General features: G+C 72.7%; 13 protein-coding genes and 5 tRNA genes. 8 read left to right on the forward strand and 10 right to left on the reverse strand.

Translation table 11 applies throughout. The features are described from left to right. Positions 1–20: 20 nt before the first annotated feature. Entirely contained in the window at positions 21–899 is an 879-nt protein-coding gene (locus ACQPXG_RS17645) for a LysR family transcriptional regulator (RefSeq protein ID WP_433468783.1), read from the reverse strand. Between the two features lie 96 nt (positions 900–995). On the opposite strand from ACQPXG_RS17645, the gene ACQPXG_RS17650 reads away from it, so the two are divergent. Continuing rightward, positions 996–2372 carry an MFS transporter gene (locus ACQPXG_RS17650; RefSeq protein WP_433468784.1) on the forward strand — a complete coding sequence of 459 codons (1377 nt, stop codon included), beginning with the start codon at positions 996–998 and terminating at the stop codon, positions 2370–2372. Here the strand turns inward: ACQPXG_RS17650 and ACQPXG_RS17655 are convergent. The 4 genes from ACQPXG_RS17655 to ACQPXG_RS17670 all read right to left on the reverse strand — a co-directional run bounded on the left by ACQPXG_RS17655 (position 2338) and on the right by ACQPXG_RS17670 (position 5635). Further along, a complete protein-coding gene (locus ACQPXG_RS17655) occupies positions 2338–3447 on the reverse strand; it encodes a PrsW family glutamic-type intramembrane protease (RefSeq protein ID WP_433468785.1) in 1110 nt (369 codons plus the stop codon). The genes ACQPXG_RS17650 and ACQPXG_RS17655 overlap by 35 nt on opposite strands. After that, the gene (locus ACQPXG_RS17660) at positions 3444–4007 is read right to left on the reverse strand and encodes a hypothetical protein (protein ID WP_433468786.1); all 564 of its coding nucleotides are present in this window, start codon (positions 4005–4007) and stop codon (positions 3444–3446) included. The genes ACQPXG_RS17655 and ACQPXG_RS17660 overlap by 4 nt, the downstream gene beginning before the upstream one ends. A gap of 72 nt (positions 4008–4079) precedes the next feature. Further along, a complete protein-coding gene (locus ACQPXG_RS17665) occupies positions 4080–4883 on the reverse strand; it encodes a pentapeptide repeat-containing protein (RefSeq protein ID WP_433468787.1) in 804 nt (267 codons plus the stop codon). A gap of 41 nt (positions 4884–4924) precedes the next feature. After that, entirely contained in the window at positions 4925–5635 is a 711-nt protein-coding gene (locus ACQPXG_RS17670) for a 2OG-Fe(II) oxygenase (RefSeq protein WP_433468788.1), read from the reverse strand. Between the two features lie 59 nt (positions 5636–5694). On the opposite strand from ACQPXG_RS17670, the gene ACQPXG_RS17675 reads away from it, so the two are divergent. The 7 genes from ACQPXG_RS17675 (at position 5695) to ACQPXG_RS17705 (ending at position 7578) form a co-directional block, all read left to right on the forward strand. After that, the gene (locus ACQPXG_RS17675; protein WP_433468789.1) at positions 5695–6477 is read left to right on the forward strand and encodes a putative protein N(5)-glutamine methyltransferase; all 783 of its coding nucleotides are present in this window, start codon (positions 5695–5697) and stop codon (positions 6475–6477) included. A 53-nt stretch (positions 6478–6530) separates the two neighbouring features. Continuing rightward, on the forward strand, positions 6531–6701 hold the full coding sequence (locus ACQPXG_RS17680; RefSeq protein WP_433468790.1) for an LPFR motif small protein: 171 nt from the start codon (positions 6531–6533) through the stop codon (positions 6699–6701). A gap of 291 nt (positions 6702–6992) precedes the next feature. Continuing rightward, positions 6993–7065 (forward strand) — tRNA-Ala (locus ACQPXG_RS17685). A 74-nt stretch (positions 7066–7139) separates the two neighbouring features. After that, a tRNA-Gly gene (locus tag ACQPXG_RS17690) sits at positions 7140–7211 on the forward strand. An 89-nt stretch (positions 7212–7300) separates the two neighbouring features. Next, a tRNA-Gln gene (locus tag ACQPXG_RS17695) sits at positions 7301–7371 on the forward strand. A gap of 27 nt (positions 7372–7398) precedes the next feature. Further along, a tRNA-Ile gene (locus ACQPXG_RS17700) sits at positions 7399–7473 on the forward strand. A 30-nt stretch (positions 7474–7503) separates the two neighbouring features. Next, positions 7504–7578: transfer RNA gene (locus ACQPXG_RS17705), tRNA-Val, on the forward strand. Between the two features lie 61 nt (positions 7579–7639). Here ACQPXG_RS17705 and ACQPXG_RS17710 read toward each other — a convergent pair. From ACQPXG_RS17710 to ACQPXG_RS17730, 5 genes are read right to left on the reverse strand one after another with little or no spacing between them, the layout of a single operon-like run. After that, a complete protein-coding gene (locus tag ACQPXG_RS17710) occupies positions 7640–8650 on the reverse strand; it encodes a substrate-binding domain-containing protein (RefSeq protein WP_433468791.1) in 1011 nt (336 codons plus the stop codon). Between the two features lie 36 nt (positions 8651–8686). Continuing rightward, a complete protein-coding gene (locus ACQPXG_RS17715; RefSeq protein ID WP_433468792.1) occupies positions 8687–9736 on the reverse strand; it encodes an ABC transporter permease in 1050 nt (349 codons plus the stop codon). Beyond that, positions 9733–11226: a sugar ABC transporter ATP-binding protein gene (locus tag ACQPXG_RS17720; protein WP_433468793.1), complete on the reverse strand. Its 1494-nt coding sequence runs from the start codon at positions 11224–11226 to the stop codon at positions 9733–9735. Before ACQPXG_RS17720 ends, ACQPXG_RS17715 begins: the two co-directional genes overlap by 4 nt. Before the next feature lie 12 nt (positions 11227–11238). Continuing rightward, positions 11239–11637, reverse strand: coding sequence for a D-ribose pyranase (gene rbsD, locus ACQPXG_RS17725; protein ID WP_433468794.1), 399 nt, complete (start codon positions 11635–11637; stop codon positions 11239–11241). Next, entirely contained in the window at positions 11634–12578 is a 945-nt protein-coding gene (locus tag ACQPXG_RS17730) for a ribokinase (RefSeq protein ID WP_433468795.1), read from the reverse strand. The genes rbsD and ACQPXG_RS17730 overlap by 4 nt, the downstream gene beginning before the upstream one ends. Positions 12579–12615: the final 37 nt, after the last annotated feature.

Consider the following 12615-nt stretch of genomic DNA (forward strand, 5'->3'; position numbering starts at 1 on the left):
GGACGCGGCCCCGCGGCAGGTCAGGCGCTCGCCGCGTAGAGGACCTCGCGCAAACCGGGGACCGTCTCCCGATCGGCGCGCCAGACGAGGCGGAGGCCGAGCCCGGGGGGATCGAACGCGAGCCGGGCGAGGGTTCCGGCCTCCAGCCTGTCCCGGACGGCGAACTCGGGGAGCAGCGCGATGCCGAGCCCCCGCTCGGCCCATGAGGCCATCACGGTGACGCTGCCCGCGCGGACCCGCTCGACGGCGGAGCCGAAGAGCCGCTCGCCGGCCAGGTGGAACGAGCAGGCCGGCACGTTGACCAGCAGCTTCTCGCCGCGCAGGTCGGCGGCGGCGAGGCGGGGCGCCCCGGCGAGCGGATGGCCGGGCGCCGCGACGAGGACGAGCGGCACCGGTTCCAGATCGACGAAGTCCAGCGGCGCGGGCGGCGGCGCGAAGCCGAGCCCGCCGACGTCGTCGCCGACGTCGAGCAGCAGCGCGGCCTCCAGGGTGCCGGCGGCGACCGCGTCCAGGAGCTGGTCGCGCGCCGCGTCGGACCGAACTTCCACCCGCAGGCCCGGCCGCCGCTCGGCCAGCCGCGCGAGGACACCGGGGACGTGCGTGGCGGCGATGGACTCCAGCGCGCCGAGCCGCAGCACCGGCCGCTCCCCGGTCACCTCGCTGCGGGCCTGCTCGGCCTGCCGGAGCAGCCGGCGCGCCCATCCGCGCATCCGTTCCCCCTCCGGGGTCAGCCGCATGCCCTTCGGGCCGCGGTCGAACAGCGGCACGCCCAGCGAGCCCTCCAGCGCCCGGATCTGCTCCGACACCGACGACGGTGCGAGGCCGAGCGCGTTGGCGGCGTCGGTGACAGTCCGGTGGGCGACGACGGCCTCGAACGTCCGCAGCTGGCGCAGTTCCATGCGGGGGCAACCCTGGACGCCCGTTCGGATATTCCGAACGCCCCGTGCGGCGCCGCCGGTGGAGCCCTGGAGCCGAAATTTCCAGACTTGTCCGCCATGAGCCCGGTTCTCTCACCCGCATCGGCGGACGCCGCCGGCGTGCGGCGCCGCCCCGCGCTGCTCGGCGTCTCCCTCGGATACTTCATGGTGCTGCTCGACACGACGGTCCTGTCGGTGGCCGAACCCGACCTCGCCCGCTCCCTGCACGGAACGCTCGCGGGCCTGCAGTGGGCCGTCACCGGCTACACCGTCGTGTTCGGTGCCCTGCTGCTGTCGGCGGGCGCCGTCGCCGACCGGTACGGCGCGCACCGCGTCTTCCGCGCGGGCATCGCGGCCTTCGGCGTCGCGTCACTGCTCAGCGCCGCCGCGCCGGACCTGTGGACGCTCGTGGCGCTGCGCGCGGTGCTCGGCGCCGCCGCCGCGGCGTGCGTGCCCGCGTCCATGGCCATGATCGCCCGGCTGCACCCGGAGCCCGCCGAACGCGCCCGGGCGGTGGCGACCTGGGCGGCGACCAGCGGTGCCGCGCTCGTCGCGGGCCCCCTCGCGGGCGGCGCCCTGGTCGGCCTCGCGGGCTGGCGCGCCATCTTCCTGATCAACGTGCCGCTGGCCGTCGTCGTCCTCGCCCTGGTCGCCGGGCGGTCCGTGCACTGCCCGCGCGGCACGCGCGCGATCGACTGGCCGGCGCAGCTCCTGGCGTGCGCGGCGATGGGCCTGCTGACCGACGCCCTCATCGCGCTCGGCGGCGGTTCGGGCGTGCACGCCGCGGGCTCGGCGGCCGGTGCGGTCGCGGCGGGTGCCGCGTTCACGGTGCGAGAGCGGAGGAGCCGGGCGCCGGTCATCGCGCCGGCCGTGCTCCGGGCACCCGGGATGCCCGCCGCTCTGGCCGCCGGCGCGGCGGTCAACTTCGTCATGACCGGCGTGCTGTTCGTGCTGCCGCTGGTGTTCCGGCAGACCCTGGGCCTGACGGCCTTCCAGACCGGGCTGGCGTTCCTGCCGATGACGCTGCCGTTCGCGTTCAACCCCCTGGTCACCGGCAGGATCGTGGCGAGGACCGGTCCGCGCCGGCCCGTCCTCGCCGGCCTCGGGCTGCTGACGGCCGGGGGACTGCTGTTCGGGGCGGTGCTGCGGGGCGGCGCGTCGTACCCGCCACTGGTCGCGGGCCTGCTCTGCACGGGTTTCGGCGTGTCGTTCGCGCTGCCCGCCCTCGCCACCATGGTGGTCGCCGCGGCGCCCGACGGGACGGCGGGTGCGGCGGGCGGCCTGCTGGGCGCCGTCCGGCAGTTCGGCGCCACGCTGGGCGTCGCCGTCATGGGCGCGTTCGCGTCCGTCGGCGGGAGCTCCCGCGACCCCGCCTACGCCCTGTTCCTCGCCGCCGCCGTCTGCGCCGCCGTCCTGCTCCTCACGCCACGCGCGGCGGCGCGGCGGACGCCCTGAGGTCGTGCCGCAGGTCGCGGATGTCGGCCCGCAGCCGGTCCGCGGCCCGCGGGTCCGGTTCCAGGCCGCCGAGCCCGTCCTCGATCAGGTCGAGCTCGGTGGTCCGGAGCCGGGCGAGCAGCCGGCGCGGCTCCCCGGCCGGCACGTCCCACCGCTCCTTGCGGCGCCATTTGCGGAACGCGAGCACGTGACCCTCGCCCGGCACGAGGACGCCGCTCGCGGTCTCCGCATGCACGGTCCGCCGGAAATGCGACAGGTAGCGGCGTCTGGCCAGGCGGTAGGTGACGACGGCGGCGATCAGGATCGGCGCCCCCTTCACCGGCATCAGGGCGAGCCCGGACAGGGCCGGCGCGTCCCACCACGAGTGCAGCGCCATCGTGAGGACGAATGCGCCCACGGCGATCGCGAGGTTCGCCCGGGACACCCGCCCGATCAGGAGGCCGAGGCCCGCGCCGCCGACCGCGGTCATCGCCCAGTGGCTCCACCACGCCCCGCCGACCACCCGGCTGCCGAAGGAGAAGAACGCCGCGTTCGCGTCCTGTGTGGCGCCCGTCAGCACGATCGTGTTCAGGACGTACAGGAAGTTCTCCACGAACTGGAATCCCAGCCCGGACAGCGCGCCGTACCCCCAGCCGTCCAGCGGCCCGCGGATCGCGGACGGCGCCATCAGCGCCAGCGTCGCGACACCGAGCAGTTTCAGGATCTCCTCGTTCACCGGTGCCGCGATCGCCGCGCCCCACGCCGCGTTGAAGCCCGGCCCCGCGGTCTTGCCGATGATCGCCTGGAACGCCGCGTTCGCGGGCAGCACCGTCCCGAACGCGGCCAGCCCGCCCCACGCCACCGCGATCAGCGCGTACCCGAGCGGACGCGACCGGACCGGGTGCAGCCGCCGCAGGATCCACACCCCGGCGGCCAGCGTCGGCGCGAGCAGCGCGGCACCGGCGATCGCACCGCCCGGGAACGCCGCCACGTGCGCGCCGATCCCGCGAACCGCGATCCAGGCGCCGAGCAGGCACGCGGCCGCCCACAGCCAGAACGCGGGACGGTGCGCGAGGGCGCCGCGGGTCACCGTCATGGCGCCGCGATCCTGATCGTCCGCACCATCGCCTCGACCTCCGCGGCCACCTCCCGATAGGCGTGCGGCGGACCCGACGCCGTCACGGTGGCCCCAAGCGTGTCCTTCGCGAACACGGTCGCCATGCCGGCGCGCCGCCGCCCGGCGAGCCCTCCCGTCAGCCCGGTCAGGCCGTGCGCCGTGGTGATCGGGACGGGCTGAGCCCGCACGCGCGCGTGCCCGCCCGCGGCGACGATCCGGCCAAGGCCGTTCCACAGCTTCCGCGCGTCCACCGAGCCCAGCGGGACCACCACGCTGAGGCTGAACACCACACCGCCGCTGAGCAACTCGGCGTTGCTGGCGAGCGAGGTGTCGGCCCTGTCCAGCACCCACCCGGGGGACGGGACCACGAACGTCACCGGGCGGACGCCGTCCCGCTCCGTCCCGACCGACACCACCGTCCCCGGCGCCAGCGGCGTTCCGCGGCCTCCGAGTGCCTTGTCGAGCAGGGGCAGCCCGGCGCCGAGGACCAGCAGCACCAGGGCCACGAGACCCGTGCCCCACCATCTCACCCGCGCCACGCAACCCCCCGATGACGTGCGCTGCGGAAATGCCCCTTGACGGCGGCCCTAAACAAGATCAGGTCGCGCTGGTCACCAGTGCGCGGGCCTTGCGAGGGCCGCGGGCAGGCGGGTCGCGGCGTCGCCCCGCGCCGAGTCGAGCTGCGCCTGCGTCAGGAAGAGGCTCCCGGTGAGGTCGGCGCCGCGCAGGTCGGCGTCCCGCAGGTCCGCCCCGATCAGGTCGGCCGCGCGCAGGTCGGCGCCGCGCAGATCGGCCGCGATCAGGTACGCGCCGCGCAGGTCGGCGCCGCGCAGGTCGGCGCGCTTCAGCTTCGCGCCCATGAGATCCGCGCCGCGCCGGTTCTTCCCGCGACCGGGGAGGCTGGCCCTGGCGAGCTCGCTGGCCCGCAGCAGCAGGACGTTCGCGCGGTCCCGCTCCGCCCTGACGTCCACCTCGGCGAGTTCGCCGTGGTCGCCCTCGGTGAGGTGTTCGACCTCGTCGAAGACCCGCCGAAGGTCGTCGCGGATCGGCCCGGCGGACGGCATCGCCATGGCCTCGTTCAGGTACCACAGCAGCTCGTGCAGCTGCCGCATGACGGGGAGCACCTCGAACATCCGCCGGGCGACGTCCGGGTCACGCCGCCAGTCCCGGCCCGCGAAGGTCTTCTGCGAGACCTTCTGACCGGCGCCGAAACAGTCGAAGACGGTGCAGCCCGGGAAGCCCTGCCGCCGGAGATCGGTGTGGATGCGGCAGCGGAAGTCGGCGAGGAGGTTACGGCACGGCTCGCCGGCGGCCTTGTCCACGGCGAAGTCGGCCGACCTGGCGAACGGCAGCGCCACACAGCACAGCCCGAAACAGCTCGCGCAGTCGGCCTTCAAGTCCGGCCTGTCAGACAACCCGTGATCCCCGTCCCTGGACGACACTCCATTGTCGCGCCCTAGGAGGCGTCGTGGAACACGAGCCCGAGCGTGTGCCTGCCACCGGACCGGACGACGCTGACGCCGTGCCGCATCGGGGCCGCCGACCAGCCGCGCTTCGTCCGCACCGGACGGTCCCGCGTCGTGAAGACCAGGCCGCGGCCGCGCGGCAGCAGCGTCGCCGTCCCGCGAGACTGCGCTCGGGCCCGCTGCTCCACCATCAGGAACTCCCCGCCGGTGTAGTCGACGCCCGGCTCGTCCAGGCCGATCACGACCTGGAGGGGGAACACGAGGTCGCCGTACAGGTCGCGGTGCAGCGCGTTCCAGTCGTCCTGCCCGTACCGCAGCAGGATCGGCGTCGGCTTCGTCTGGCCCGCCGCGTGGCACATCTCCAGCCACTCCGCCAGCGTGTCCGGCCACGGCGCGGGACGTCCCAGCCTGGCCGCCCAGTCCCGGGCGATCGGCAGCAGGCGCGGGTACAGCGCCGCGCGCAACTCTCCGACCGGCTCGGGGAACGGCTCGGCGAAGTAGCGGTACTGCCCGGCGCCGAACCGGTACCGCTCCATGTCGATCGTCGACCGGAACCGTTCCGCCTCGTCGTAGAGGGCGGAGACGTCCGCGCACTCCTCCTTCGTCAGGAGCGGGGACGTCAGCGCGCTGCCGTAGGCGTCCATCTCGCCGGCGAGCGCGGACCAGTCCGCCTCCGCCACCCTGCTCGCATAGCTGTTCATATCCCCTGAACACCGCCGCCGCCCGGAACGTTGCGGTTGTCGGATAAAGTGGCCCGCCCATGACAGCGCCACTCACCGAGTCCGTCATCGTCTCCAGGCTCCGCGCCGCCGGCTGCGTCTTCGCCGAGGACGAGGCACGTCTGATCCTCGCCACCGCCCGCACCGACGGCGACGCGTCCGCCATGGTGGAACGACGCGCCGCCGGGGAGCCGCTCGAACACGTCCTCGGCTGGGCGCTGTTCTGCGGGCTGCGGATCGCCGTCGACCCCGGGGTGTTCAGGCCCCGCCGCCGCACCCAGTTCCTCGTCCTGAAGGCCTACGCCCTGGCCCCGCCGCAACCGGTCGTCCTCGACCTGTGCTGCGGTTCCGGGGCGCTGGGGGCCGCGCTCGTCTCGGGCATGGACGAGTTCGTCCTGCACTCCGCCGACATCGAGCCCGCCTCGGTGCGCTGCGCCCGCCGCAACATCGCGCCGTTCGGCGGCCTCGCCTACGAGGGCGACCTCTTCGAACCGCTGCCGGGCACGCTGCGCGGACGGGTCGACGTGCTGCTGGCCAACGTCCCCTACGTCCCGACCGGGGACGTCGGCCTGATGCCGGCGGAAGCCCGCGACCATGAGCCCCGTGTGGCGCTCGACGGCGGAGCCGACGGGCTGGACGTCCTGCGCCGAGTCGCCGCCGAGGCGCCGCATTGGCTCGCCCCGGGTGGCCACCTGCTGTTCGAGACGAGCGAAAGCCAGGTCGCCGATGCGGTCGCCGCCGTCGAACAGGGCGGCCTGGCGGCCACGGTCGCCACGTCGGAGGAGTTCTACGCCACCGTCGTCGTCGGCACAAAATCGGTGTAAAACTCCACCCACGGGTACGGGTCGACATAGGACGACCTGAAGGAGTGAATCCAATGCGCCGCATCAGTGCAGCGCTCAGCGCCATCATCGGCTCGATCGCGAGCGTCCTCAGCGCCGTCGTCGGCGCGGTCATCACGGTCGTGACCCTGCCGTTCAGGGTCCTGCAGCGGTTGCTGACCCCCTCGCGCGGCCGCTCGGCCCGCACCCGCCGCAGGGCGATCTGACGCACGGCCGACCGCCCCGGGCCACTCCTCCCGAATGGCCCGGGGCGATCCGCGTAAAAAGGCGTTGCGCGTTCACCCCGCGTCCCGCACCATATGAGTAACGAGCTGAACGGGAACGGAAACCGGAAGGGAGCGGACGTGACCGCGATCATCGCGCAGCAGGCGCCGCAGCACTTCGGTGCCGGGCCGCAGCGAGGTTTCGCCGCCTTCGGAAACGCCTCTGGATAGGGCCGTCAGGCTCACCGGAGGCCGTCAGGGAGATATCCCGGCGGCCTTTTTCATGCACTTCACGGGTCAGTAGCTCAATTGGGAGAGCACCCGCCTTGCAAGCGGGCAGATGCCGGTTCGAGTCCGGCCCGATCCACGGCCTTCGAGCTCGTGAGGACGAGCGCCCGGTTGAAGCCCGGGAGGACGAGGTTCGACTCCTCGGACGGCCACGTCGCACAAGCCGAAATGGTGAGGCACCTGGCTTCCACCCAGGAGAACCGGGTTCGATTCCCGGGTGCGGCTCCGGACTGGACCGGCGGGAGTAACGACCCCCGGCCGGTTCTCCCGTGCCCACGGGCGGGCGGACGCCACCGCTCGCCGGCGGGCACCCATGCTGGATCATCCAATGGCAGGATGCGTGACTCTGGATCACGTCATGCAGGTTCGACCCCTGCTCCAGCAGCGGCTTTCGCCTCGGCGAGAGCACCGATCTCCGGTGGCCCAGGCCGGTAAGGGCACCCGTATGATAAGCGGGCGATGGCTGGTTCAAATCCAGCCCGGAGAACTGCGGAAACTGAATGCCGTTTCCGATGGATGACCGGTAGCTCAGCCCGGGCAGAGCGGCTGCCTTACAAGCAGCGGGTCGCAGGTTCGAATCCTGTCCGGTCAACCCAGCGAGGAAAAGGACGGTCCCGCCGACCCGGACGGGGGCCGGCGGGACCGTCCGCCGATCACTTGAGCGACGGCGGGACGTCCGCGGCGTCGCCGAGCCCGACCAGGTAGTCGGCGTACTCCTTGGCGTCGCCCTTCGTGACGAGCCTGCCCTGCAGCGTCTCGTCGGCCGCGACCTTCTTGCCGGCGAGGACGTCGGCGGCGAGCGTCATGACCTTCTGGCCCAGCGCGAACGGCGACTCGGCGTTCGTCGAGTACATGTCGCCCGCCGCGACCGCGGCCAGCGCGTCGGAGATGCCGTCGTTGCCGACGAGCTTCACCTTCTTGGACAGGTTGCCGGCCTTCAGCGCCGACAGGACGCCCATGGCCATCTCGTCGTTCGCGGCGTACACGCCGTTGATGCCCGGGTTGGCCTGCAGCACGTTCGTCATCACGTTCAGCGCCTTGGCGCGGTCGAAGTCGGCGGCCTGCTTGGCGACGACCGTGATGCCCTTGTGCTTGGCGATCTCCTCGTTGAAGCCCTTGCTGCGGTCCTGCGCGACGTTCGTGCCGAGCAGGCCCTGGATCTCCACGACCTTGCCCTTCTCACCGACGGCCTCGGCGAGCGACTTGGCGGCGTTCCGCCCGGCCTGGACGGCGTCGTAGCCGACGAACGTGGCGAGCTTGCCGCCGGACGGCTTGCGGTCGAACGCCATCACCGGGATGTCGGCGCCGTTCGCCTGCGTCACCGACGACGTCGCCGACTGGGTGCTGACCGGGTCGATGATCAGGATGCCGGTCTGCTTGGAGATGGCCGTCGTCGCCTGGTTGAGCGCGGCGGCGTCGCTGTTGTTGGCGTTCTGCACGTTCAGCTTGATGCCGAGCTTGGCCGCCTGCGCCTGGGCGCCGTTCTTGACGCTGACGAAGAACGGGTTGTTGAGCGTGCTCATGATGATCGTCGCGTCCTTCTTGCCGGACGCCTTGCCGGTGGAGGCGCCGGCGTCCTCGCCGGCGCGGCTGCACCCGGTCAGGGCGAGCGCGGCGGCGGCCGTCACGGCGATCACGGCGCGGGTGGTTCGGGCCACGCGCATGGGAATCTCCTTCGCGGGGGGTGGGGTGGGAATCGGTCAGAGGGTCTTGGCGGCGGTGCCGCTGCGATGGGACGGCCCGCCTTGCGCGGTCTTGTCCGCACGTTTCGGGATGAGGGAGCGCAGCACGTCGATGTTGCGGTCCAGGAACACGGCCAGCAGGATGACCAGGCCCTTCACGACGTTCTGCAGGAACGGCGAGACGTCCAGGAGGTTCATTCCGTTGTCGATGACGCCGAGGACGAGCGCGCCGACGAGGGTGCCGAGCAGGGTGCCGCGTCCGCCGGCGAGGCTCGTCCCGCCGATGATGACGGCGGCGATGGCCTCCAGTTCCAGGCCGGTGCCGGCGGTCGGCTCAGCGGTGGACAGTCGCGCGGTGAGGATGAATCCGGCCAGCGCCGCCAGCACGCCGCTGATCACGAACGCGAGGATCTTCACCCGGTCGGTGCGGACGCCCGACAGCCGGGCCGCCTCGGTGTTGTCGCCGGTGGCGTAGACGTATCGGCCGAACCGGGTCCGCGCGAGCAGGTACCCGAACACCGCGAACACCACCAGCATGATCACGACGGGGACGGGCACGCCGGCGATCCGGTTCTGCCCGATGCCCTGGAAGTCGTAGTCGGTGACGGCGACCGGGTTGCCCTTGGTGAGCTGCAGGCTGAGCCCCGACAGCACCGACATGGTGGCGAGCGTCGCGATGAACGACGGCATCCGCGTCTTGGTGACGAGCAGCCCGTTCACCAGCCCGATCGCGGCGCCCGTCGCCACGCCCGCGCCGACCCCGGCGACGAGACCGTGGTCGCGGAGTGTCTGCGCGGTGACGACGGCGGTGAAGCCGAGCGCCGCGCCGACCGACAGGTCGATCTCCGCCAGGATGATCACGTAGGTCTGCCCGACGGCGAGCAGCGCCGCGACGGACGTGGCCAGCCCGACGTTCATCAGGTTGTTGTGCGTCAGGAAGACCGGTGAGGCGATGCTCAGGATGATCCCGACCAGCAGCAGCATCCAGACCGCGCGCAGCCGGCGCGCGGCGGCGGCCGCCGAGGAGAGCCGCGACGGGGACGCGAGGCTCGTGACGGTGGAGGTCATGGGGCACCTACCAGTGCGTGCTCGAGGATGTTCTGTTCGTTGACGTCGTCGCCGGTGAGCTCGGAGACGGTGCGTCCCTCGCGCATCATGAGGACGCGGTCGGACATGGCGACGAGCTCGGGCAGGTCGGAGCTGACCAGCACCACGGCGACGCCGTCCGCGGTGAGGCCGTTGATGATCCGGTAGATCTCGGTCTTGGCGCCGACGTCGACGCCGCGGGTCGGCTCGTCCATCAGCAGCACCCGGGGCCCGGCCATCACCCACTTGGCGAACAGCGCCTTCTGCTGGTTGCCGCCCGACAGGGAGCCCGCCGCGATGGACGGCGACGCCGCGCGGACCCGCAGGTCCGCCATCACCTTCCCGGTCTCTGCGCGCTCCCGGCCGCGCATGACGACGTCGGCCCTCGTGAAGCGGCCGAGGGACGGCAGCGACACGTTCGCCTCGACGGACTGCTGCATGGCGAGACCCTCACCGGACCGGTCCGGGGTGACGTACGCGATGCGCCCGGAGATCGCCTGCCTCGGGCCGCGTGCCCGGACAGGTTCGCCGTCCACGGTCACCGTCCCGGACGTGAGCGGGTGCAGGCCGAACAGCGCGCGCAGCAGCTCGCCGCGGCCGCAGCCGACGACACCGCCGATGCCGAGCACCTCGCCCGCCCGGACGTCCAGGTCGACGTCGCGGAACGCTTCGCCGCCCGACGCGCCCCGGACCCGCAGGACGACCCGGTCCGTGGTGTTGTGCTCCTTCGGGTAGAAGTCGTCCACGGCGTCGCCGACCATCGCGGTGACGACCTGGGCGGGGGAGAGCGTCCCGGTGGGCTCGTCCAGGGTGACGCGGCCGTCGCGCAGGACGACGATCCGGTCGGACAGCTCGAACACCTCGTCCAGCCGGTGGCTGATGTAGAGGATCGTGACGCCGGCCTTGCGCAGCCGCCGGATCTGTTCGAACAGCCGCTCCGACTCCCGCTCGTCCAGCGCCGCGGTCGGCTCGTCCAGGATCAGCAGCCGCGGCTTGTGCGTCATCGCCTTGGCGATCTCGACCATCTGCCGCTCGGCGACGCCGAGCTCGCCGACCGGCCGCCGCACGTCGATGTCCAGGCCGAGATCCTTCAGGGCGGACACGGCGGCCTCCGCCATCCGGCGGCGCGACACCAGCAGCCGCCCGAACCGGCCCTCCCGGTCGAGGACGTGCATGTTCTCGGCGACGGACAGGTTCGGGAACAGGTTCTGCTGGAACTCCTGGTAGATGACCTCGATCCCGAGCGCCATCGCGGCCTGCGGGTCCTTCAGGACCGTGGCGCGGCCGTCGACGAGGACCGTGCCGCCGTCCGGCTGGTGCGCGCCGGAGATCACCCGGGTCAGGGTGGACTTGCCGGCGCCGTTCTCGCCGCACAGCGCGACGACCTCGCCCGGCTCGACCGCGAGACCGACGCCCCGCAGCACGTGGTTCTCCCCGAACGACTTGTGGACGTCGACCAGCTGCATCCGCATGTCGATCTCCCGTCAGTAGACGACGCCCGCGGTCAGCAGCACGTTCGCGTACGGGGTGAACTCCCCGGACCGCACCGCCGCCCGCGCCTCGCCGGTGGACCGCTTGAACTCGGTGTGCGGCACGAACCGGATCTCGACGCCGGTGAACCGGGCCTCGATCTCGGCGAGCATCTCCGGGCTGTGCTGCTTGATCTCCTCCGACATCAGCACGCCCTCCACGGCGACCTCAGCGAGGACGGCGTCCAGCAGGTCGAGGAAGCGCGGAAGGTTCTCCCGCACCGCCAGGTCGACCCGCTCCACCCCAGGCGGGATGGGCAGCCCGGCGTCGGTGACGACGAGCCGGTCGGTGTGCCCGAGCTCGGAGATGACCCGGGCCAGCTGGCCGTTGAGCGTGCCGTTGTTGCGCCTCATCGGGCGGCTCCTTCCAGGGTGTTGCCGGACATCAGTGCGTCCACCTCGTCCCGTCCGGGCAGGGACGGGCTCGCGCCGGGACGGGTCGTCGCCAGCGCCCCGGCGGCCATGCCCCGCCGGATGGCACGTTCCAGGTCGTCGCCGGCCGCGAGCGCGGCGCCCAGCGAGCCGGTGAACGCGTCCCCGGCCGCGGTGGTGTCCACGGCGGTGACCTCGTAGGCGGTGAAGTGCCGGGCGCCTTCGCGGGTGACGGAGACGGCGCCGCCCGCGCCCAGCGTGACCAGCGCGTGGCCGACGCCGCGGTCGAGGAACCATCGCCCGGCCCGCTCGGCGGACGCCGGGTCGGTGACCTCCACACCGGTCAGCTCCGTCGCCTCGCTCTCGTTCGGGGTGACCAGGTCGATGTGCGGCCAGACGTCGTCGGGGAGAGCCTGGGCGGGGGCGGGGTCGAGGACGACCGTCAGCCCGGCCGCCCTGCCCGCCTTCGCGGCGTGGCAGGTCGTCGCCGCGGGGACTTCGAGTTGCAGGAGCAGGACGCCGACCTTCCCGGCGGTCGCGCCGATGCTCGCGTCGACCATCTCCGGACTGAGGTCGGCGTTCGCCAGGGGGGTGATGACGATGTCGTTCTCCCCGGACGCGTCCACGCGGATGTGCGCGACGCCGGTGCGGCCGTCCACGGTCCGGACCTCGTCCAGTTCGACGCCGTACGACCTCAGGCCGTCCAGGACGATCTCGCGGAACGGGTCACGGCCGACGCACCCGGCGAGCCATGTCCGCGCCCCCGCGCGAGCGGACGCGACCGCCTGGTTCGCGCCCTTCCCGCCGAGCACGAGGGTGAAGTCGTCGCCGAGCACGGTCTCACCGCGTCGCGGGAACCGTGTGCTGAACGCGGTCACGTCCGCGGTGATGCTGCCGACGACGAGAACACCGTGGGGTTCCATCGCGGTCCTCCTGTTCCGGCTGTTCGAGGCATGAGTG

Origin of the sequence: Spirillospora sp. CA-128828, assembly GCF_050945415.1 — a bacterium.
GTDB lineage: Bacteria > Actinomycetota > Actinomycetes > Streptosporangiales > Streptosporangiaceae > Spirillospora.

Coding starts and splice junctions, on each gene's coding strand:
- ACQPXG_RS17650 (WP_433468784.1), top strand. CDS start 996: ATGAGCCCGGTTCTCTCACCCGCATCGGCGGACGCCGCCGGCGTGCGG.
- rbsD (WP_433468794.1), bottom strand. CDS start 11,637: ATGAGGCGCAACAACGGCACGCTCAACGGCCAGCTGGCCCGGGTCATC.
- ACQPXG_RS17655 (WP_433468785.1), bottom strand. CDS start 3,447: ATGACGGTGACCCGCGGCGCCCTCGCGCACCGTCCCGCGTTCTGGCTG.
- ACQPXG_RS17670 (WP_433468788.1), bottom strand. CDS start 5,635: ATGAACAGCTATGCGAGCAGGGTGGCGGAGGCGGACTGGTCCGCGCTC.
- ACQPXG_RS17680 (WP_433468790.1), top strand. CDS start 6,531: ATGCGCCGCATCAGTGCAGCGCTCAGCGCCATCATCGGCTCGATCGCG.
- ACQPXG_RS17730 (WP_433468795.1), bottom strand. CDS start 12,578: ATGGAACCCCACGGTGTTCTCGTCGTCGGCAGCATCACCGCGGACGTG.
- ACQPXG_RS17720 (WP_433468793.1), bottom strand. CDS start 11,226: ATGCGGATGCAGCTGGTCGACGTCCACAAGTCGTTCGGGGAGAACCAC.
- ACQPXG_RS17645 (WP_433468783.1), bottom strand. CDS start 899: ATGGAACTGCGCCAGCTGCGGACGTTCGAGGCCGTCGTCGCCCACCGG.
- ACQPXG_RS17715 (WP_433468792.1), bottom strand. CDS start 9,736: ATGACCTCCACCGTCACGAGCCTCGCGTCCCCGTCGCGGCTCTCCTCG.
- ACQPXG_RS17710 (WP_433468791.1), bottom strand. CDS start 8,650: ATGCGCGTGGCCCGAACCACCCGCGCCGTGATCGCCGTGACGGCCGCC.
- ACQPXG_RS17675 (WP_433468789.1), top strand. CDS start 5,695: ATGACAGCGCCACTCACCGAGTCCGTCATCGTCTCCAGGCTCCGCGCC.